The organism is Nocardioides sediminis, from assembly GCF_003047295.1.
Lineage (GTDB): Bacteria > Actinomycetota > Actinomycetes > Propionibacteriales > Nocardioidaceae > Nocardioides > Nocardioides sediminis.
The window spans coordinates 787,750-806,939 of record NZ_PZYZ01000002.1 but is presented as its reverse complement, the minus strand read 5'-3'; the positions used below and the strand labels follow the sequence as shown (position 1 = coordinate 806,939).

At 73.2% G+C, this 19,190-nt stretch carries 18 protein-coding genes; 7 read left to right on the top strand and 11 right to left on the bottom strand.

The genetic code is table 11. The features are described 5' to 3' along the window. Positions 1-48: 48 nt before the first annotated feature. Genes DAI17_RS08585 through DAI17_RS08575 form a run of 3 tightly spaced genes read right to left on the bottom strand, consistent with a single transcriptional unit; the run spans position 49 to position 2,261 of the window. On the bottom strand, positions 49-1,197 hold the full coding sequence (locus DAI17_RS08585; protein ID WP_325049859.1) for an RNA polymerase sigma factor: 1,149 nt from the start codon (positions 1,195-1,197) through the stop codon (positions 49-51). Between the two features lie 9 nt (positions 1,198-1,206). Beyond that, positions 1,207-1,620 (bottom strand): YciI family protein, encoded by a 414-nt coding sequence (locus tag DAI17_RS08580; protein ID WP_107772439.1) that lies wholly within the window; start codon positions 1,618-1,620, stop codon positions 1,207-1,209. 38 nt (positions 1,621-1,658) lie between these two features. Continuing rightward, positions 1,659-2,261: a GNAT family N-acetyltransferase gene (locus tag DAI17_RS08575; RefSeq protein ID WP_107772438.1), complete on the bottom strand. Its 603-nt coding sequence runs from the start codon at positions 2,259-2,261 to the stop codon at positions 1,659-1,661. A gap of 53 nt (positions 2,262-2,314) precedes the next feature. Between DAI17_RS08575 and DAI17_RS08570 the strand changes: the two genes are divergently transcribed. The 3 genes from DAI17_RS08570 to rpsT all read left to right on the top strand — a co-directional run bounded on the left by DAI17_RS08570 (position 2,315) and on the right by rpsT (position 4,696). Beyond that, complete coding sequence (locus tag DAI17_RS08570; protein ID WP_107772437.1) at positions 2,315-3,262, top strand: protein kinase family protein; 948 nt, start codon at positions 2,315-2,317, stop codon at positions 3,260-3,262. After that, entirely contained in the window at positions 3,259-4,242 is a 984-nt protein-coding gene (locus DAI17_RS08565) for a hypothetical protein (RefSeq protein WP_159081427.1), read from the top strand. The genes DAI17_RS08570 and DAI17_RS08565 overlap by 4 nt, the downstream gene beginning before the upstream one ends. Positions 4,243-4,435: 193 nt before the next feature. After that, positions 4,436-4,696, top strand: a complete 261-nt coding sequence (gene rpsT / locus DAI17_RS08560) for a 30S ribosomal protein S20 (protein ID WP_107772435.1) — start codon at positions 4,436-4,438, stop codon at positions 4,694-4,696. Positions 4,697-4,799: 103 nt separating this feature from the next. Here the strand turns inward: rpsT and DAI17_RS08555 are convergent, their stop codons facing one another. From DAI17_RS08555 to DAI17_RS08530, 6 genes are all read right to left on the bottom strand, one after another. Next, the gene (locus DAI17_RS08555) at positions 4,800-5,270 is read right to left on the bottom strand and encodes a hypothetical protein (protein ID WP_199905003.1); all 471 of its coding nucleotides are present in this window, start codon (positions 5,268-5,270) and stop codon (positions 4,800-4,802) included. Further along, positions 5,258-5,656, bottom strand: a complete 399-nt coding sequence (locus tag DAI17_RS08550) for a hypothetical protein (protein WP_159081426.1) — start codon at positions 5,654-5,656, stop codon at positions 5,258-5,260. The genes DAI17_RS08555 and DAI17_RS08550 overlap by 13 nt, the downstream gene beginning before the upstream one ends. 427 nt (positions 5,657-6,083) lie before the next feature. Continuing rightward, positions 6,084-7,070, bottom strand: coding sequence for a DNA polymerase III subunit delta (gene holA / locus DAI17_RS08545; protein WP_107772432.1), 987 nt, complete (start codon positions 7,068-7,070; stop codon positions 6,084-6,086). A 12-nt stretch (positions 7,071-7,082) separates the two neighbouring features. Next, the gene (locus tag DAI17_RS08540) at positions 7,083-9,365 is read right to left on the bottom strand and encodes a ComEC/Rec2 family competence protein (RefSeq protein WP_234412370.1); all 2,283 of its coding nucleotides are present in this window, start codon (positions 9,363-9,365) and stop codon (positions 7,083-7,085) included. A gap of 6 nt (positions 9,366-9,371) precedes the next feature. Next, a complete protein-coding gene (locus DAI17_RS08535; protein WP_107772431.1) occupies positions 9,372-10,262 on the bottom strand; it encodes a ComEA family DNA-binding protein in 891 nt (296 codons plus the stop codon). A 112-nt stretch (positions 10,263-10,374) separates the two neighbouring features. Beyond that, on the bottom strand, positions 10,375-11,226 hold the full coding sequence (locus DAI17_RS08530; RefSeq protein ID WP_107772430.1) for a DegV family protein: 852 nt from the start codon (positions 11,224-11,226) through the stop codon (positions 10,375-10,377). A 77-nt stretch (positions 11,227-11,303) separates the two neighbouring features. Here DAI17_RS08530 and DAI17_RS08525 point away from each other — a divergent pair, with 77 nt between their 5' ends. Together DAI17_RS08525 and DAI17_RS08520 are read left to right on the top strand one after the other, a co-directional pair. Further along, positions 11,304-12,194 (top strand): helix-turn-helix domain-containing protein, encoded by an 891-nt coding sequence (locus DAI17_RS08525; RefSeq protein ID WP_159081425.1) that lies wholly within the window; start codon positions 11,304-11,306, stop codon positions 12,192-12,194. Between the two features lie 90 nt (positions 12,195-12,284). Then, a complete protein-coding gene (locus DAI17_RS08520) occupies positions 12,285-13,859 on the top strand; it encodes a S8 family peptidase (protein WP_107772428.1) in 1,575 nt (524 codons plus the stop codon). 184 nt (positions 13,860-14,043) lie between these two features. Here DAI17_RS08520 and leuS read toward each other — a convergent pair whose 3' ends face one another. Both leuS and DAI17_RS08510 read right to left on the bottom strand, forming a co-directional pair. Next, a complete protein-coding gene (leuS, locus tag DAI17_RS08515; RefSeq protein WP_107772427.1) occupies positions 14,044-16,506 on the bottom strand; it encodes a leucine--tRNA ligase in 2,463 nt (820 codons plus the stop codon). A gap of 231 nt (positions 16,507-16,737) precedes the next feature. After that, positions 16,738-17,187, bottom strand: a complete 450-nt coding sequence (locus DAI17_RS08510; RefSeq protein ID WP_107772426.1) for a DUF4870 domain-containing protein — start codon at positions 17,185-17,187, stop codon at positions 16,738-16,740. A 151-nt stretch (positions 17,188-17,338) separates the two neighbouring features. Here DAI17_RS08510 and DAI17_RS08505 point away from each other — a divergent pair, with 151 nt between their 5' ends. Together DAI17_RS08505 and DAI17_RS08500 are read left to right on the top strand one after the other, a co-directional pair. After that, positions 17,339-17,899 carry an ArsR/SmtB family transcription factor gene (locus DAI17_RS08505; RefSeq protein ID WP_107772425.1) on the top strand — a complete coding sequence of 187 codons (561 nt, stop codon included), beginning with the start codon at positions 17,339-17,341 and terminating at the stop codon, positions 17,897-17,899. After that, on the top strand, positions 17,896-19,152 hold the full coding sequence (locus tag DAI17_RS08500; RefSeq protein ID WP_107772424.1) for an MFS transporter: 1,257 nt from the start codon (positions 17,896-17,898) through the stop codon (positions 19,150-19,152). The genes DAI17_RS08505 and DAI17_RS08500 overlap by 4 nt, the downstream gene beginning before the upstream one ends. The last annotated feature ends 38 nt before the right edge of the window (positions 19,153-19,190 follow it).

Genomic DNA, 19,190 nt, shown 5'->3' with positions numbered 1-19,190 from the left:
TACGACGGTCGCGCCATTCTTCCACGCCACGCTGCGGCGCCACGAACCCTAGGACCGCAGCGCCGCCGCGCTCCGGACCAGGTGGTCGCGCTCGGGGGCGCTGGTGGTGAGGCCCGCTGCCTCGGAGTACGCCGCCGCCGCACCGTCGCGGTCGCCGGCCAGCTCGAGCAGGTGGGCGCGGACCGCGTGGAACTGCGCGGTGGTGCCCACCTCGTCCTCCAGCGCCGCGTGCTCGGCGAGCGCCGCCGCCGGGCCCTCGGCGTGGGCGAGCGCGACCAGGCGGCCGAGTCGGGCGATGGGGTTGCCGGCGAGGGCGACCAGGTCGTCGTACCAGCCGAGGACTTGCGGCCAGTCGGTCTCCTCCCAGGTGGCGGCGTCGTCGTGCAGGGCGGCGATCGCGGCATGGAGCTGGTACTCCCCCGGCCGCCCCTGCGCCAGCGCCGACTGCACGAGCCCCACGCCCTCGGCGATCTCCGCGGTGTCCCACAGGCTCCGGTCCTGGCGGTCCAGCGGCACCAGCCGCCCCTCGTGCCACCGGGCCGCGTCGCGCGCGTGGTGCAGCAGCATCAGGGCGAGCAGCCCGCGGACCTCGGGCTCCGGGCTGGCCAGGGTGAGCTGGCGGGTCAGCCGGATGGCCTCGGCCGCGAGGTCGACCTGCCCGCGGTGGCCGGTGTGGAAGACCAGGTAGAGCACGCGGAGCACTGCGGCGAGGTCGCCCGGCCGGTCGAGCGGCACGTCGCGGATGGTCGCCTTGGCCCGGCTGATCCGCTGCGCCATCGTCGCCTGCGGGACGAGGAACGCCTCCGCGACCTGGGCCGTCGTCAGGCCGCCGACCGCACGCAGGGCGAGAGCCACCGCGGAGGTCGGCGAGAGCGACGGGTGGCAGCACAGCGTGAGCAGGAGCAGGGTGTCGTCGGCCTGCTCGGTGGGGCCCGGCTCGGGCTCCTCCGCCTGCGCCTCCTCGCGGCGGCGCCGGGCGGCCTCACTGCGTCGTACGTCGACCAACCGGCGCTGGGCGACCGTGAGGAGCCACGCCCGCGGGTGCGCCGGGGGCGCCTGCGGCCAGACCCGCACCGCCTCCACCAGCGCGTCCTGGACGGCGTCCTCGGCCGTCGCGAAGTCGTTGCCGCGACGGACGAGGACGCCGATCACCTGCGGCACCAGGGTCCGCAGCAGGTCGTCGTCCACGGTGCCCACGGCAGCGACTCAGGCCTCGCCCGGGTCGCTGCCGTCCATGACCTGCCGGACCTCGATCCACTCGTGGAACGGGTTGCCGTCCTGGTCGGGGCCGGACGAGACGTGGGCGGCGATCTCGAGCGCCCGTTCGCGGGACTCCACGTCGACCATGTACCAGCCGGCGACGAGGTCGCTGGTCTCCGGGTAGGGCCCGTCGGTGGTCACCGGCGCCGCGCCCTCGCCGCCGTACTGGACGTAGACGCGGCCCGGGTGCAGCGCCTGTCCCTCGACGAGCTCGCCGCTCTCCTCGAGCATGCGGGAGGTCTCGCCGAGGAACCGCATGTGCGCGTCGACCGCCTCGGGGGCCCACTGGTCCATCGGGACGACGGGGTGGTGGTGCTCGGGACCACCGCGGTAGTGCTTGAGCAGCAGGAACCTGGGCATCTGTCTTCTCCTCGTATCGGGGCCCCGGTCGGGCCCTCTCACAGGTGGGACGGAGCCGACCGGCCGGCCTCGACATCCGCCCGGGATCTTTCCTCCGACGTGCTCCGAGGTCCCATCGGCACCCAGTAGCGCAGCTTGGCGCCGCGCTGGTCCTCGAGCACCCCGCCGGCGGCCTCGATCACCCGTGCCGACGCGACGTTGTCGTCGTCGCACGTCAGCAGGGCCGACTCGATGCCGAGGGCGCGCGCGTGCGGCAGCACCTCGCGCAGCATCCGGGTGGCGTGCCCCCGGCGACGGGCGCTGGGCCGGACCTCGTAGCCGATGTGACCGCCGTACTCGCGCAGCCACTCGGTCAGGTCGTGGCGCACCGAGATGCGACCGAGGTACTCCTCGCCGTCCACCAGCCACCACGTGCTCTGGGGGACGTGGCCCGTGGGGCGCTCGGCCTCGGGCCGGGCGTCGGCCTCGAGGTGGGCGACGAACTCGGCGAACCCGTCCTCGGTGTGCCACCGGTCGGAGAAGAGGTCCATCCAGCGCTTGAGCATCGACCCCTCCCCGGTGCGGCCCTCCGCGACCAGCTCCTCGACGGACTCGAGGAAGGAGCGGCGTACGACGGGGGTGGGGGCGACCAGCTCGGGCATTGCCCCAGTATCCCGTTCGCCCGGACCGGGGCGCGCCGGGGAGGATGTCGCCCATGACCCTGAGCCCCGGCGCCTACCCCGCTCCCCCCGGTGCGACCGCCCGACGCCTCGAGTGGGCGTTCCTGCCCCCCAACCTGCGTTCGTACGTCGAGCGCAGGTGCGGGTCCGTCGTGGTCGAGGCGGTCTCCCAGACCTCGGGCTTCACGCCCGGCTTCGCGTCCGTGCTGACGTGCGAGGACGGGTCCCGGCACTTCGTCAAGGCCGCCTCGGTCAAGGCGCAGAGGACGTTCGCCGACTCCTACCGCGAGGAGGGTCGCAAGCTGGCCGCCCTCCCCGGGTCGGTGCCGGCGCCGCGCCTGCTGTGGATGCTGGACGACGACTGGGTGGTCCTCGGCATCGAGCACGTCGAGGCCCGGCCTCCGCGGCGTCCGTGGCGACAGGCTGACCTCGACGCCACCCTCGACGCGCTAGAGGTGGTCGCCGACCAGCTCACCCCTCCGCCCGCGGGGCTGCACCTGGAGAGCGCCGAGGACGACCTGGCGCCCCTCGTCGACGGCTGGACCGTGATCAGGGCCAGCCGACCGGACCTGCCCCACCTCGACGAGGCCGAGGGCCTCGCCCGTCGCATCGCCGAGGTCTGCGGCGGCGACACGTTGGCGCACACCGACATCCGCTCCGACAACGTGCTCATCGACGCCGACGGTCGCGCACTGATCTGCGACTGGAACTGGCCGGTGCGCGCGTGCGACTGGTTCGACTCCTTCGCCGCCCTGATCGGTCCGCGCGGTGAGGGGGTCGACGTGGAGGCCGTGATGTCCCGGCGGCGCCTGCTGCGCGACGTGCCCGCCGAGTCGGTCGACATCATGCTGGCCCTGTACGTCGGCTACTTCCTGTCGGCCTGTGAACAGCCGGTGCCGGCCACCTCGCCGCACCTGCGCGACCACCAGCGCTGGCAGGGCGAAGTGTGCTGGGACTGGCTGGCGCAGCGGCGCGGGTGGTGAGCGCGCCGCGCGCCGTCGGGGCGCGGATCCCCTACACCGCCGTCCCTGTGCGGGTGCGCGCCTGGGTGGAGGCGACGGTCGGCTCCGTCGTCGTCGAGACCCACGAGCAGGTGGGGGGCATGTCACCTGGCTGCGCCACCCGGCTCGTGTGCGCCGACGGGACGCGGGTGTTCGTCAAGGCCGTGGGCACCGAGCTCAACCCCCACACCCCGGTGCTCTTCAGGCGGGAGGTGCTGGCGCTCGAGCTGCTCGGCCGGCACCCGCTCTGGGCGGCCATGCTGGCGTCGTACGACGACGGCGACTGGGTCGCACTGCTGCTCGAGGACGTGGAGGGGACGCACCCTGACCTGTCCTCCGACGCCGAGATGGAGCGGCTGGTGCGCCAGACCGACGAGCTCACAGCGGTGATGAACGAACGCGTGCCGTCGCTGGCGTCGGCGGTCCCGGCGGACGAACCGCACGCGCTCTACCGGCCGGGACCGACCGACTTCGCCGCCACCACCCGGGGCTGGCTGGCGGCCTTCGACCACCACCACGAGGTGCCCTCCGACCTCATGCCCGCGTGGGTCCTCGCGCGCCACGACTCCCTGCGCGCGATGGCGGCACGGCTCGCAGAGGTCCCGACGGACTCGGTCGTGCACTTCGACATCCGCAACGACAACCTGGTGCAGCGCGTCGACGGCGACCTGGTCTTCGTCGACTGGGGTGCGTTCGGCCGGGGTCCGGACTGGCTCGACCCCTTGGTCGCGCGGCTCGAACGCGTGGACAGCACGTGGTTCGACGCGTCGCTGTCCTCGTCCCCGACGCTGCGCGCCGCCGGGGACGACCTGGTGACCGCGTGTCTCGCGGCGATGGGGTCCTACCTCGCATGGCGGGCGCACACGGCCGTCGACGTGAACCTGCCCACCCTGGCCGCGTTCCGGCGCAAGGAGTCGAGACGCTTCCTGGGAGCCGCAGCCCGTAGGATCGGGGTCGCGTGAGCGGCTCTCGGCTGCCCCGACGGACGATTTGGGCGCTCCCGCGCGCGAGCGGTAGTGTCTCTCCTTGCATGTCCGGCGCCGCCCCGCGCCCCGGATCCCCACCGATCCGTTGCGAGGGCAGTCGGCAGCCGAGACACCGGTCTTCGACCATCCAGGCTTTCCCTGACCAGCACGAGCGAGCAAAGGTTCACCTGTGGCCAACATCAAGTCCCAGATCAAGCGCAACAAGCAGAACGAGAAGCGTCACGAGCGCAACAAGGCTGTCAAGACCGGTCTGAAGTCCGCCGTGCGCAAGTTCCGCGAGGCCGCCGAGGCCGGGGACAAGGACGCTGCTGTCGCCGCAGGCGCCGTGGCCGCCCGCAAGCTCGACAAGGCCGCCTCCAAGGGCGTCATCCACAAGAACCAGGCCGCCAACCGCAAGTCGGCCATCATGAAGAAGGCCGCCTCCCTCTGAGGTGACCCGCTCTGCTCGACCCGTCAGGTGACACCTGGCGGGTCGTTCGCATTTGCCGGCCTCCCCCCTTCCCGATGAGGCGGTCGACGGGGTCGACGGGTCCTCAGTAGACCTCCTCGCAGCTGTGCCAGGCGACCAGCCAGTCGTTGCCGTCGTCGGGTTCGCCGGCGCCGCTGTGGTCCCCGCCCCAGGTCTCGTGGACACGGTCGTAGCCAGGTCCGCAGAAGAACTGCGTCATGCCCCACGCCTGCGCGATGCCGATCCTGACGACGTCGTTCCCGAGGCCCGTGTGCACGAGATCGCCGAGCCGGCTGTGGACCTGGTCGGGTCCGGGTCCGGCGTACACCGTGTCGCGCTTGTCGTCGCGGCCCGTGTGGACGCGGTCGGCGCCGGCCTCGGCGTGGATCTCGTCGGCCCCGCCGTAGCCGTGGATGAGGTCCGCCGTCGGGGTGCCGACGAGCGTGTCCGGACCGTTGGTGCCGTTGATCTCCGTGGCGGCTGCGGGTGCCGCGGGGCCGAAGGCGAGCAGAGCGGTGACGGACAGTGCGCGCAGCACCTTGCTCACTGCAGGCACGGCCGCAGGGTGTCGAGCGATGGTGCCTTGCCCTGGTTCGGGAATCCGGTGACGGTGACGATCGTGACGGCCGCGTCGCCCACGTCGAACCGCACCGGGCAGCCGGTGCCGCCGGGCTCGCCGGCGGGGGCCCAGCTGGAGTAGGGACCCAGTGTGGGGCCTCGCCACATCATCAAGGTGTAGCGCCCCGGGCTGACGGCCAGCGGCTTCCCCTGCGAGCTGTCTGGGCCCCAGGGCGGCTGGTCGGCGACGACCGCGACGGCGGAGAACGGGTCGTCGGTCACCTCGAGCAGGAACCCGCCGAGCGCGTACTTCGCGTACGGCTTGTTCCCGCTCATCAGCACACCTGCGATGCGCTCGCCCTCGGCGTCCGCGACGTCTCTCATACGGACCTCGACCTGCTGGTCCGCGGAATGGTCAGGAGACTCGGTGGCGGTGGCCGTCGGGGAACCCTGCGTCCTCGCGGGCTGCTCGCTGGTGTCCCCGGCGTCGCCGCCGCAGGCAGTGAGTGCCACCAGGAGCCCGACCACCGCGCTAGGCGCGGCCAGGGTGCGCACTGCTCGTCCCGTCGACATGGCGACCTCCACTGCGAGGCCCTGCCCGCAGGGCGGCCCCTGGACCTGCCTTCCATGCTTGGTCGCGCCGGGTCCCGTCACCAGAGGCGATCGTCCTTCCCCGTCCCGCGTGCCTCCGGGACCGGAGCAGGCCGCCGGCCGCTCCGACCATGTCGGCGCGGGCCACCCGACCGCGCCGCAGGCCGTGCGCTTCCAGGAAGTGGCCGGTCGGCGTGCTCCAGCGGTCCGGAACCACCTGTCAGCGCGACGTGCGCAGGCCGGTCACGGTGAGGACCAGCCGCTCGAGCGTGTACGACGCGTCGTGGGCCTGGCCCTTGATGTCGGCATCCGCGGTGGCCACGGCCCGCAGCGCCGTGGCGATCGCGTCAGGCGTCCAGGACCGCGACTGGTCGCGCACCTGCTTGACCTTCCACGGCGGGACGCCGAGGTCGCGGGCCAGGTCGTTGTCGCGAGCACCCCGCGCGGCACCGAGGTAGCGGGCCAGGCTGCGCGCCGAGCTGGCCATCGCGGAGGTGATCAGCACGGTGGCGGTGCCGCCGTCGAGTGCCCAGCGAAGCTCCTCCAGCGCCACCTCGCGCCGCCCGGAGAAAGCGGCGTCGGCCACCGCGAACGACGTGGCCTCGGCGCGGCCGCCGAAGTAGCGCTTGACCTTGTCCACGTCGATGGGCTCGCCGGGGAAGTCGTTGGTCAGCTGGTGCGCGGCGGCGGCGAGCGAACGGAGGTCCTGCCCCACGGCGGTGACGAGGAAGGCCGCGGCGTCGCCGGTGATCCTGGCGCCGTGGCCGGCGAACTCGGAGGTCACGAAGCCGGTCAGCTCGCTGCGCTTGACCTCCTCGGACTTCACCTCGGTCACCGCGGACAGCTTGCGCAGCTTGGCGAGCACCCCGCTCCCCTTCTGTCCGCCGCCGTGCACGAGCACCAGCGCGACGTCGTCGGCGGGCACGGCGGCGTAGTCGAGCAGCCCGTCGACCGACTCGTCGGGGAGGTTCTCCAGGCCGCGCACGATGACGCAGCGGGTGGTGGAGAACAGCGACGGGGCCGCCATCTCACCCAGGGTCGCCAACGTGAGGTCGGAGGCGGTCGCCTCGCCGATCTCGGCCTCCGGGTCGTGGGACCGCACGGCGTCGCGCACCGACCCGACCGTGCGCTCGCTGAGGAACTCCTCCTTGCCGGTCACGAGGACGACGCGACCGAGGACCTGCGCGGCGGTGGGGGTGCGACTCATGGTGGGCCCACCCTAGCCGCGGGCACGGACACCGAGCGCACCGTCGTCCGCACCCACGCGGACGGTCACCAGCACGTCCCCGTCGAGGTCCGTGCGCCGCACCTGCGCGCCGGTCGCGGTGAGGGCCGCGAGGAGGTCGGGCGCCGGGTGGCCGTAGTCGTTGTCGGCGCCGACGGAGACCAGTGCCAGCCGGGCCCGCAGCCCCAGGAGGAAGTCGAGGTCCTGGTGGCGCGAGCCGTGGTGCGGCACCTTCAGCACGTCGACCTCCACGCCCGCGAGCACCCGCGACAGCGCCGCCTGGGCGGGCGGTTCGACGTCCCCGGTGAGCAGGACCCGGACGCCGCGGACCTCCACGAGCAGCACCACGCTCGCGTCGTTGGCGGCGCTGCCCTCGCCCTCCTCCCCCGCCGTCGTCCCGTCGACCCCGGCCGGCCACACCGTCTGGAGGGTCGCCTCGCCGATGCGCGTCGTGGTGCCGTACGACGCGACGACCGGGTCCGCGCCCGACGCCGCCGCCGCGCGCTCGACGAGCGCGACCCCGGAGGCCGGGTCGGGCAGCCCGGTCACCTGGATCTCGCCGACCTCCCGGTCCTCGAGGACCCCGGCGAGCCCGCCGACGTGGTCGTCGTGGAAGTGGGTGAGCACCACCAGGGGCACCCGGCTGACCTCGAGCCGCCGCAGGCAGTCGTCGATGAGGACGGGGTCCGGGCCCACGTCGACGACGATCCCCTCCCCCGGGCCGGAGCGGACCACGAGCCCGTCGCCCTGGCCGACGTCGCACATCGCCAGCACCCAGTCGGCGGGGGGCCACCCAGGCGTCGGCGGCCGGGTGAGCACGGTGACCACGAGCAGCACCGAGCAGCCGATCCCGGCGCCGCGGTGGCGGAGCACCCGCGGCGCCACGACCACCGCGGCCAGGCAGAGCACTGTGACGACCACGAGCGCCAGCGGACCGGTCCCCCACGTGACCGACGCCGTGGGCAGGGCGGCACCCCGCTGCGCGACCTCCACAATCCAGGCGACGGACCAGGCGGCGGGGGCGGCGACGACCTGCCCGAGCGGGGGCCACACCAGGCCGACCAGGCCGCCCGCCAGGCCGAGCACGGTCGCCGGGGCGATCGCCGGGGCGGCCAGCAGGTTGGCCACCACCGCGACCAGGCTGATCTCCCCGGAGAGCGCCGTGACGACCGGCGTGCACGCCACCTGGGCGGCGAGCGGCACCGACACCGCCTCCGCGGCCCACCGCGGGAGCCACGTCATCAGCGCGTCCCGCCACGCCGGCGCGAGGAACAGGATGCCGCCGGTCGCCAGCACCGACAGCGCGAAGCCGGCGGACACGGCCAGCTCCGGGACGACCAGCAGGAGACCGAGGACCGCGACCCCGAGGCACCGCGAGCCGCGCTCGCGACCATTGCTGCCCATGCCCACCAGGGCGACGGTGCCCATCGCGGCCGCCCGGACCACGCTCGGCTCGGTGCGGGCGATCAGCACGAACCCGACGATGCCGAACGCGGCGACCGCGTAGGTCCACCAGCCACGTACGCCCACCCAGCGAGCCACGATGAGCAGGAAGCCGACCAGCAGCGTCAGGTTGGTGCCGCTGACCGCGAGCAGGTGGGTCAGGCCCGTCGTCCGGAAGTCGTCGGCCAGCTCCGGGTCGAGTCCGCTGTCGTCGCCGACCACCAGAGCTGGGACGAGCTCACGCGGATGCTCCCCACGTGGGGCGACGGCGGTGCGGATGGAGTGGCGCACGGCCGCCGCCGCACGCCACCACGGGTCCGGCCCCTCCACCACCTCGGGGTCCCCGCGCGCGCTCAGCAGCGCGGCGGCCCCGTCGTCGGCCGGGCCCAGGCGACCCGACACGCGGACGCGTTCACCGAGCGCGACGTCCTGCCATCCCTGGTCGGCCAGCACCACGACGGGGCTGCGCACCGTCCAGGCTCCGCCGCGCCCTGCCAGGTGCACCACGTCGCCGCGGACCACCACGACGTCGCCGAAGCGACCTGCGCTGACGCGCGGGTCGCTGGTGACCACGACCTCGGCCGCCACCATCGCGCGCTGCCCGGCCAGGGCGTGCACCGGACCACTGGTCGTCCCGGCGACGCCCAGCAGGGCGACCCCGGCCACCGCGGCAGCGGCGACCGCCGCGCCGACCGCCCACGGCTGCCTGCTCAGCACCGCGACGAGGAGCCCGAGCACCACCAGCCCGAGAGATGTCCAGGCGGGCAGCACGGCGGCGCCGATCCCGCCGAGCCACGCCCCCGTCCCGAGCATCGGGGTCCGGAGGTCGCGCACCGAGTCTCAGATCGTCACGTGCGGCGCGATCTGCGCCAGCGTGGCATCACCGATCCCGTCCACCTCGAGCAGCTCCTCGACGGCCGTGAAGCCGCCGTGCTCGTCACGCCAGCCGATGATCGCCCCGGCCGTCACCGGTCCCACGCCGGGCAGGGTCTCCAGCGTCGCCGGGTCGGCGGTGTTGATGTTGACCAGGGCACCCGTCGTCGGCGCGCCACCGGGATCGCCGACCGTCGCAGGCACGCCCGCCGCATCCGGCACGCCCACCAGGATCTGCTCCCCGTCGACGAGCGGCCGGGCGAGGTTGAGCGCGGTCAGGTCGACGCCTCGGCGCGCGCCGCCGGCGGCCTCGAGGGCGTCGACCACGCGCGCCCCTGCCGGGAGCACCGCGATGCCGGGGCGGCGTACCTTGCCGGCGACGTCGACGGTGAGGTCCGGCGATGCCGAGGGCGACCCGGACGCCGGGGTTCCCGTCGCGCCGGAGGCACCCGCCGCTGGCGCAGTCGCGTCCGCCTCGGCGGGCGGGAGGTCGGCCAGCGGCTCGGCGACGGGCGAGAGGGGAGCGACCGGCACCGGCTCGGCCTGCCCGCGCACCACCGACCACGCCGCCACCCCGACACCGAGGGCGACGAGCAGCGCCAGCACGGCCAGGTGCACTTGGGTCAGCCGGACCCGGTCCGCCAGTCGTCGCGACGCATGGCGTCCCGGGACGGGCACCACCGGCACGGGCCCGGCCGGTGGGACCTCGTCGTCCCTCGGTGGAGGCTGCTGGCGGATCCGCGTGTGCTGGTGCCCGGGCACCGGGTCGCCCCGCACGGACGCGAGCTCGGCACTGAGCGTCGCCAGGCGGCGCGAGACGGCCTCGGCGTGCTCGGGAGAAGGAGGGCGGCGTCGCATTCCTCGAACCTAGGGAGACGCGACCGACACCCGCCACGGCTGCGCCGCGACCTGTGGACAACCCGCGCCTGCAGCGGGACGGTGGACGCCACCGGGGCCGCGACCGGTGGGCTCAGCGCGGCGCGACGCAGACGGCCACCATGCCGGGACCGACGTGGGCGCCGAGGACGGCACCGAGCTCGGCGCACCACACCTCGCGGCCCTCGAGGGACCCGGCCAGCCGGGCCGACAGCTTCTCCGCGAGGGCTGCGGCACGGTCCGGGCTGGCCAGGTGGGCCACGCACACGTCCACCGGCGACTCCCCCGCCGCCTCGACCGCGAGGTCCTCGAGCCGGCTCAGCGCACGCCCGGCGGTGCGCACGCGTTCGAGGTTGGCGACCTTGCCGTCCTCGATGCAGAGCAACGGCTTGACCGAGAGGGCGCCACCGAGGATGGCCGCCGCGGCGCCGATCCGGCCGCCGCGACGCAGGTACTCCAACGTGTCCACGTAGAACAGCGACGACGCCCCGGCCGCTCGGGCCCGGGCGGCCTCGGCCGCGTCGGCTCCGGAGGCCCCGGCGCGCAGCGCCTCGGCCGCCGAGACGGCCGCGAAGCCGGTCGCCACCCCCACCTGCCGGGAGTCCACGCAGTGCACGGGCACGTCCACCTGCCGGGCCGCGAGCTGGGAGGACTCGAACGTCCCGCTCATCTCGCCGGACAGGTGGATGGACACGATCTCGTCCGCTCCCGCGCGCGCCAGCCGGTCGTAGACGTCGGCGAGGACGGCCGGCGAGGGGCGCGAGGTGCTGACCGGCACGAAGTCGCGCAGCGCCTGGGCGACGAGCTCGGGCGTGGCGCCCTCGGCCCCCTCGTCGTACACCTGCGCCCCGATGACGACCTGGAGCGGCACGACCTCGATCCCGTGCTCCTCGGCGAGGTCGGCGGGCAGCGATGCGGTCGAGTCGGTGACCACGACGACGGACATGGCCGAAGGCTAGTCGCTCGACCGCCGTGGCCGTCGCGCCTTGCCGCGCCCGCCCGGCTGACGGTTGGATGTGTCGGGTGTCCGATGCTTCCGGGAGCTTCGCCCACGTGCTGCGGCACGCCGTCGAGCGGCGCGGTCTCGCCCTCGAACGCGTCCGCGACCACCTCGCCGCCCGCGGGGTCTGCGTGAGCGTGGCGACCCTGAGCTACTGGCAGTCGGGGCGCAGCCAGCCGGGGCGGAAGGCGTCCCTGGCGGCCATCCCGCACCTCGAGGAGGTCCTCGGCCTCGATGCCGGGGCGCTGCTGCGCACCGTGCCCGCGACCCGCGACCGCGCCCGTCGTACGCCGGTCCGCGAGCTCGACGTGCTGTGGCCCGAGCCATCGCGCAAGGGCATCCTCGGCCGTCTCGACACGCGCTGGGACGCGGACCTGGACCGCGTCACCCTGCACGACGTGCTGCGCATCGGCGCCGACCGGCGACAGGCGGGCCTCACCGTGCGCCAGGTGATGCGGGCCCGCGTCGACGGCCCGGACCGGCGGGTGGTCATGCACAGCCAGGACGACACCACGGTCTCGCTGCCCGCGATCCGGGTCGTGCAGGGGTGCGAGCTCGGACGCGTGGAGTGGAGCCACGAGGACGGCGTGGTCGGCGCCGAGCTGGTCTTCTTCCGGCCGTTGCGGCGCGGCGAGACCGTGGTCGTGGAGTACGACCTGGTCTCCCCCGTCCCCGGAGCCGCGGACAGCGAGTACGTGCGCCGCCTGCGCTCGCCGATGCGCGAGTACCTCCTCGAGGTCGAGTTCCACCCGGACGCCCGCCCCCGGTCGGTGGTGGGCTTCACCGAGGAGCGCCGTACGCCGATCGAGCTCGACCCCTGCCACCGCGGCCACCTCGCGCACACCGACGCCACGCCGGGCACGACCGGCATCCGCTGGACGTGGGCCGAGACGAGCCCCGGGACGAGCCCGTGAGTTAACTGTTAACGAGGACCGCACCCTTGCCGGGACGCAGCGCGGACGACGAAGGTCGTCCGCGTCCATCTTTCTCGGGAAGGAACGTCCATGAACCACTCACCCCAGCGCCTGGGTGCCGGCCTCGCCGCCTCCCTCGCCGCCGCGGCCCTGGCCCTCGTGCCCGCTGCCTCCAACGCCGCGGACCAGCCGGCGTCGCGCCAGGCGACCGGCACCGACCAGCGCGACGACGGCCGCGCCCCGGTCATCGGCACCGCCGCCGACGACCGCTACATCGTCGTCTTCGACAAGGACGCCCGCGGCGCCCAGGTGCGGTCGGCCCGCGCCGAGGCCAAGGCCGACGGCGCCCAGGTGACGCACACCTACAGCACCGCCCTGGACGGCTTCGCCGCCCGGCTGTCCCCGCAGGCGCTGCGCGGGCTCCGCAACAACCCCCACGTCGCCTACATCGAGGCCGACCGCGAGGTCCGGGTCAGCGAGACGCAGTCGCCCGCCACCTGGGGCATCGACCGCATCGACCAGCGCGACCTGCCGCTCAGCGGCTCCTACACCTTCAACCAGTCCGGCGCCGGCGTCACGGCGTACATCATCGACACCGGCATCCGGCTCGCCCACAGCGAGTTCAGCGGGCGCGCGGTCTCCGGCTACACCGCCATCGCCGACGGCCGTGGCGTCGACGACTGCAACGGCCACGGCACCCACGTCGCCGGCACCGTCGGTGGCGAGACGTACGGCGTGGCGCAGGACGTGCGCCTCGTCGCTGTCCGCGTGCTCGACTGCAACGGCAGCGGCTCCAACTCCGGGGTCATCGCAGGCGTGGACTGGGTGACCCAGAACCACTCCGCCGGCGCCCCCGCCGTGGCCAACATGAGCCTCGGCGGCGGCATCTCCTCGGCACTGGACACGGCCGTGGGCAACTCCATCGCCGACGGCGTGACCTACGCCCTGGCCGCGGGCAACGACTACGGCGCCAACGCCTGCAACAGCTCGCCCAGCCGGGTCGCGGCCGGCCTGACGATCGGCTCGACCACCAGCACTGACGCGCGCTCGGACTTCAGCAACATCGGCTCCTGCCTCGACATGTTCGCGCCGGGCTCCAACATCACCTCGGCGTGGATCAGCAGCAACAGCTCCACCAACACCATCAGCGGCACGTCGATGGCCACCCCGCACGTCGCGGGCGCGGCGGCGCTCTACCTGCAGTCCAACCCGTCCGCCACCCCGTCCACGGTCAACAACGCGCTCATCTCGGCGGCCACGCCCAACAAGGTGACCAACCCCGGCACCGGCTCGCCCAACCGCCTGCTCTACATGGGCACCGGCACCACGCCCACGCCGGACCCGCAGCCCACCGGCTGCAGCTCCCTCCCGGAGACCGTGTCCGGCTCGCTCTCCTCGGGCGGCGTGACCTACCAGCCCGCCCCCAGCGGCTACTGGTACGCGCCGTCCGGCACGCACGTGGGCTGCCTGAGCGGCCCGACGGGCACCGACTTCGACCTCTACCTCGAGAAGTGGAACGGCTCGTCGTGGGTCGTCGTCGCCCAGAGCATCAGCGCGACGTCGTCCGAGCAGATCACCTACACCGGGACCGCGGGCAACTACTCCTGGCGGATCGAGTCCTACTCGGGCTCGGGCACCTACAGCTTCGGCTTCGACCGCCCGTGACGCTCCACCGCTGACAGACCCCCCGGCAACGCACCGGCCCCGTGGCACTCGCCACGGGGCCGGTGTCGCGCTTGCTTCGCAGGGGTTGGCGCGCACTCCAGTGGGTTCGCGCACACTGCAGCGCGCGCGAACCCGCGGATTCACCGGGCGCCCGGTGATTCCCCGTCCCTCGCGCGCTCGCGCGTCAGACGACGATGTTGACCAGCTTGGGCGCCCGCACGACCACCTTGCGGACCGTCCGCCCGTCGACCGCGCGCTGGACACCGGGGTCGGCCATCGCAGCCGCCTCCAGGTCGGCGTCGGAGATCTCGGGCGAGACCTCCAGCCGGGCCCGGACCTTGCCCTGGACCTGCACCACGGCAGTGACGGAGTCCTCGACCAGCAGCGCCTCGTCGACCACCGGCCAGCCGACGCGGGCCACGGTGGGGTGGTGGCCCAGCCGCTCCCACATCTCCTCGGCGGTGTACGGCGCGACCAACGACAGCAGGATCGCCACCGCCTCCACGGCCTCGCGGACGGCCGGGTCGGCGCCGCCCGGGCCGGAGTCGATCGCCTTGCGGGTGGCGTTGACCAGCTCCATGGTGCGGGCGACCATCACGTTGAAGCGGTGGCTCTCCACCAGCGCCTCGGCGTCGTGCAGGGTCTTGTGGGTGACCTTGCGCAGGGCGGTGTCGCCGGTGGCCGGGTCGGCCCCGGGCTCGCTGGTGACGTCGCCGCTCAGCCGCCAGGCCCGCTGCAGGAAGCGCGCCGAGCCACCGGGCGAGACGTCCGCCCAGTCGATGTTGTCCTCGGGCGGGCTGGCGAAGACCAGCGTCAGCCGGACCGCGTCGACCCCGAACTCCGCCAGCTGGTCCCCCAGGCTGACGCCGTTGCCCAGCGACTTGCTCATCTTGCGGCCGTTGTTGATGACCTTGCCCTGGGACAGGTACGCCGAGAAGGGCTCGTCCCAGCCCACCAGGCCCATGTCGCGCAGCGCCTTGGTGAAGAAGCGCGCGTACAGCAGGTGCAGCACGGCGTGCTCGTCGCCGCCGACGTACAGGTCGATCGGTCCCCAGGCGTCGGCCAGGGCCTTGTCGAACGCCTGGGTGTCGTCGTGCGGCGAGACGTAGCGGAAGAAGTACCAGGACGAGTCGACGAAGGTGTCCATGGTGTCGGTGTCGCGCGTGGCCGGACCGCCGCACGTGGGGCAGGACACGTTGACCCACTCGGTCGCGCCGCCCAGGGGCGAGGTGCCCTTGGGCTTCAGGTCGGAGCCCCGCAGCTCGGGCAGCTCGACGGGCAGCTGGTCCTCGGGGACGGGGACCTCGCCGTCGACCGGGCAGTGGATGATCGGGATCGGCGCGCCCCAGTAGCGCTGGCGCGACAGCAGCCAGTCGCGCAGCCGGAAGTTGACCGTGCCGCGCCCCAGGCCCTTGCCCTCCAGGTAGGCGATGGTCGTCGACTTGGCCTCGGCCACGCCCTTGCCGGACAGGTCGATCTCGTCGTTGGCCGAGTTGATGGCCGGGCCGTCGCCGGTGTAGGCCTCCCCCTCCCACCCGGCCGGCGGCTCGACGGTGCGCACGATCGGCAGGTCGAAGGCGGTGGCGAACTCCCAGTCGCGCTGGTCCTGGCCGGGCACCGCCATGATCGCGCCGGTGCCGTAGTCGGCCAGCACGTAGTCGGCGGCGTACACGGGGATCCGCGTCCCGGTCAGCGGGTTGGTGGCGTGCACGCCCAGGAAGACGCCGGTCTTGGGGCGGTCCGTCGACAGGCGGTTGATCTCGGTCTCCTTGCGGACCTCGACCAGGTAGTCGTCCAGCGCACCCCGCTGCTCGTCGGTCACCAGCTCGGAGGCCAGCGCCGCGTCGGCGGCCACCACCATGAACGTGGCGCCGAACAGCGTGTCGGGACGCGTCGTGTAGACGGTCAGCGGCTCCTCGCGCCCCTCGACGACGAAGTCGACGTGGGCACCCTCGGAGCGGCCGATCCAGTTGCGCTGGGAGTTGACGACCTTGTCCGACCAGGTCGGCTGCAGGTCGTCCAGGCAGTCCAGCAGCTCCTGGGCGTACGCCGTGGTGCGGAAGTACCACTGGGTCAGCTCGCGCTTGGTGACCTCGGCCCCGCAGCGCTCGCAGGCGCCGTCGACGACCTGCTCGTTGGCCAGCACGGTCTGGTCGTTGGGGCACCAGTTGACCGGCGAGTTCTTGCGGTAGGCCAGCCCCTTCTCGTGGAACTTCAGGAACAGCCACTGGGTCCACCGGTAGTACGACGGGTCCGAGGTGTTGAACCGGCGCGACCAGTCGAAGCTCACCCCGTACCGCTGGAAGGACTCCAGCTGGGTGGCGATGTTGCCGTAGGTGTAGTCGGCCGGGTGCGCGTCGTTGCGGATCGCGGCGTTCTCGGCGGGCAGGCCGAAGGAGTCCCAGCCCATCGGGTTCAGGACCTCGTAGCCCTTCTGCCACCAGTAGCGCGCGATGACGTCGTGCAGGGCCGTCACCTCGGCGTGGCCCATGTGCAGGTCACCGCTCGGGTAGGGAAACATCGTGAGCGCGTACTTCTTCTCGCGCGGGCTGTCGTCGTCCGCGCGGAAGGGCTGCAGGTCGTCCCACACCGCACGCCACTTGGTCTCGGTGGCCTCGATGTCGTAGGTCTCGCGCTCGTCGCTCATCGTGTGTTCCTTCGTCGGATCCGTCGGGCAGTCAGTCCGGGCATGAAAAAACCCCTCGCAGGGAGGGGTGGCCGCGCGACTCGTCGAGTCAGCGCGGCTGGCGAAGAAGCAGGGACTGCGTGCACATGTGGGACATGGTACCGCCGCCGGCCGACCGGCGGCGACCCGGTTGCGGGTCGCCGCCGGCGACGACGGTGGCGCCGGTGGCGGTGCAGATGGTGGTGACGGGCGTCAGCGGACGAAGCGGGGCGTCAACGGCGGGTTCCACCACTCTCCGTTGTTGGCCTTGATCGCGCCGAGCAGGTGCATCACGAACGCGTAGACCAGCGCGAGCGGGTAGGTGACGAAGCCGATCAGCACCAGCATCAGCGGGAACGAGACCAGCAGCACGATCCCGGTGATGATCTGCACGTTGAGGGAGTTGGCCGCGTGCTGGCGCACGAACGGGCCGCGGTCCCGGTACATGTAGTAGATGACCAGCGAGCCCACGAAGCCGAGCAGGCCGGCGGAGAGCACCATCGCGACCAGCGGGGCGCCGTGCGCGACCGCGCCCAGGGTCCGCTCCTGGGCGGGCGTGATCGCCTGCTGGGGCGCGCTGTAGTCGGGCTGCTGGTAGGCAGGCGGCTCGTAGGCGGGGCGGTCGCCGTACGGGTTGGACGGCTCCTGCGGTGTCTGGCTCATGGTGGACCTCCTTGGTCTCTGCTGACACCAACTCAACCACGCGATCGGGCGGAATCCACGCTGCTTCGGGGGTGGTTCGGGGTCGCCTCAGGGACGGACGCGGGTAGACCCTCCAAGAACCGTTTGACAGTCGTCGTCCGATCGGGTCACGATGACCCCCCAACGAGTGCTGGAGGGTCGCGTGGACGACAAGGACAAGGACGCCATCTCGGCGCTGCGCTCGGTGGCGCACCCGGTCCGGCTGCGTATCCTCTCGATGCTCACCGCCCAGCCGATGAGCGCGGCCGAGGTGGCCCGCGAGCTCGACCTGACGCACGCCAACGCGTCGTACCACCTGCGGGTGCTGCACGACGCCGGCGAGCTCGTCGTGGAGAGCGAGGAGAAGATCCGCGGCGGGACGGCCAAGCGCTACCGGTACGTCGTGGGAGGCGACGCCACGCGCCCGCCCCGGCCGCGTGGGGTCGAGGACGAGGTCGCCTGGCAGCAGGCCACGCACTCCGAGGTCGTCCGGCGCCTCGCCCGCCGGACGGCGGGGCCGAGCAGCTCCTCCGACATCGAGACCTGGGTGACCCCCGAGACCTGGCGCGAGGCCGTCGAGCTCGTCGCGCGTGCGATGGTGCTGCTACACGAGCAGGCGCAGCCTCCCCGGACCGAGGGCACGATCCACGTCAGCGCCTCGTCCCAGGCCTTCGTGATGGAGGACCCGTCGTGACCTGGGCCAACGCCCTCGCTCCCCTGCGACGGCGCAACTTCGCGTGGTACTTCGCCTCCCGCTTCGTCAACACGCTCGGCACCATGATGGCCACCATCGCGCTGACGTTCGCGGTGCTCGACATCACCGACTCGGCCGCGGCGCTCGGCCAGGTGCTGGCCGCGCACACGATCCCGATGATCGTGCTGCTCCTGTGGGGCGGGGTGATCTCCGACCGCTTCCCGCGCACCCTGGTTCTCCAGGTCTCCAACGTCGCCTCGGCGCTCACCCAGGGCCTCATCGCCCTCCTGGTGCTGACCGACCGCGCCGAGCTCTGGATGCTCATCTCGCTGTCGGTGGTCCACGGCGCCGTGTCCGCGATCTCGCTGCCGGCGATGGCGAGCGTGATGCCCCAGCTGGTGCCGCGGTCCCAGCTGCAGTCCGCCAACGCCCTGGTCGCCCTCACCCGCAACGGGCTCACCGTCGTCGGGCCGACGGTCGGCGCCCTGCTGGTCGTCACCGTCGGGTCCGGCTGGGCGCTCGCCGTCGACGCGGTCACCTGGCTGCTGTCGGCGCTGCTCCTGCTGCCGGTGAGGATCCCCGCGCCCGAGCGCACGGGCGAGCGCACCGGCACCCTCACCGAGCTGCGCGAGGGCTGGTCGTTCTTCCGCGCGACGACCTGGCTGTGGATCGTGGTGCTCGGCTTCGGGTTCCTCAACGCCATCCACCACGGCGCGATCTTCACCCTCGGTCCGGTCGTCGCGGAGGACACGATCGGCCGCCAGGGCTGGGGCTACGTGCTCTCCGCCGAGGCGCTCGGCCTGCTGGCCATGACCGTGGTGATGCTCCGCGTCCCACTCCAGCGCCCGCTGTTCTGGGGGATGATCGGGGTCTCCGCGATGTCGGTGCCGATGCTGGTGCTCGGCCTCGAGCCGCACCTGGTGGCGCTGGTGGTCGCCGCGTTCATCGGCGGCGCCGGGATCGAGGTCTTCGGCATCGGCTGGAACCTCGCCATGCAGGAGAACATCGACGAGCGCATGCTCTCCCGGGCGTTCTCCTACGACATGCTCGGCTCGTTCATCGCGATGCCGATCGGGCAGCTCACCTTCGGGCCGCTCGGCGAGGCGTTCGGCGTCTCCCGGGTGCTGGTCGTCTCCGGCCTCGCGTACGCCGCCATCTGCGCGCTCGTCCTCTGCTCCCGGTCCGTGCGGGACCTGCCCCGGCGTACGTCGGAGGTCGAGATCACCGCCTCCGTGACCCCCGCGGAGCGGTGAGCAGGCCACATTCCTGCGCGCCGGAAAGGTGGCTGGCG

Bases quoted from the DNA above. Each gene is read 5' to 3' on its own strand.
- DAI17_RS08530 (WP_107772430.1), bottom strand. From the start codon at position 11,226: ATGTCCGTCGTCGTGGTCACCGACTCGACCGCATCGCTGCCCGCCGAC.
- DAI17_RS08505 (WP_107772425.1), top strand. From the start codon at position 17,339: ATGACCCCCCAACGAGTGCTGGAGGGTCGCGTGGACGACAAGGACAAG.
- DAI17_RS08570 (WP_107772437.1), top strand. From the start codon at position 2,315: ATGACCCTGAGCCCCGGCGCCTACCCCGCTCCCCCCGGTGCGACCGCC.
- DAI17_RS08550 (WP_159081426.1), bottom strand. From the start codon at position 5,656: ATGAGAGACGTCGCGGACGCCGAGGGCGAGCGCATCGCAGGTGTGCTG.
- DAI17_RS08575 (WP_107772438.1), bottom strand. From the start codon at position 2,261: ATGCCCGAGCTGGTCGCCCCCACCCCCGTCGTACGCCGCTCCTTCCTC.
- DAI17_RS08520 (WP_107772428.1), top strand. From the start codon at position 12,285: ATGAACCACTCACCCCAGCGCCTGGGTGCCGGCCTCGCCGCCTCCCTC.
- DAI17_RS08535 (WP_107772431.1), bottom strand. From the start codon at position 10,262: ATGCGACGCCGCCCTCCTTCTCCCGAGCACGCCGAGGCCGTCTCGCGC.
- holA (WP_107772432.1), bottom strand. From the start codon at position 7,070: ATGAGTCGCACCCCCACCGCCGCGCAGGTCCTCGGTCGCGTCGTCCTC.
- DAI17_RS08580 (WP_107772439.1), bottom strand. From the start codon at position 1,620: ATGCCCAGGTTCCTGCTGCTCAAGCACTACCGCGGTGGTCCCGAGCAC.
- leuS (WP_107772427.1), bottom strand. From the start codon at position 16,506: ATGAGCGACGAGCGCGAGACCTACGACATCGAGGCCACCGAGACCAAG.
- DAI17_RS08510 (WP_107772426.1), bottom strand. From the start codon at position 17,187: ATGAGCCAGACACCGCAGGAGCCGTCCAACCCGTACGGCGACCGCCCC.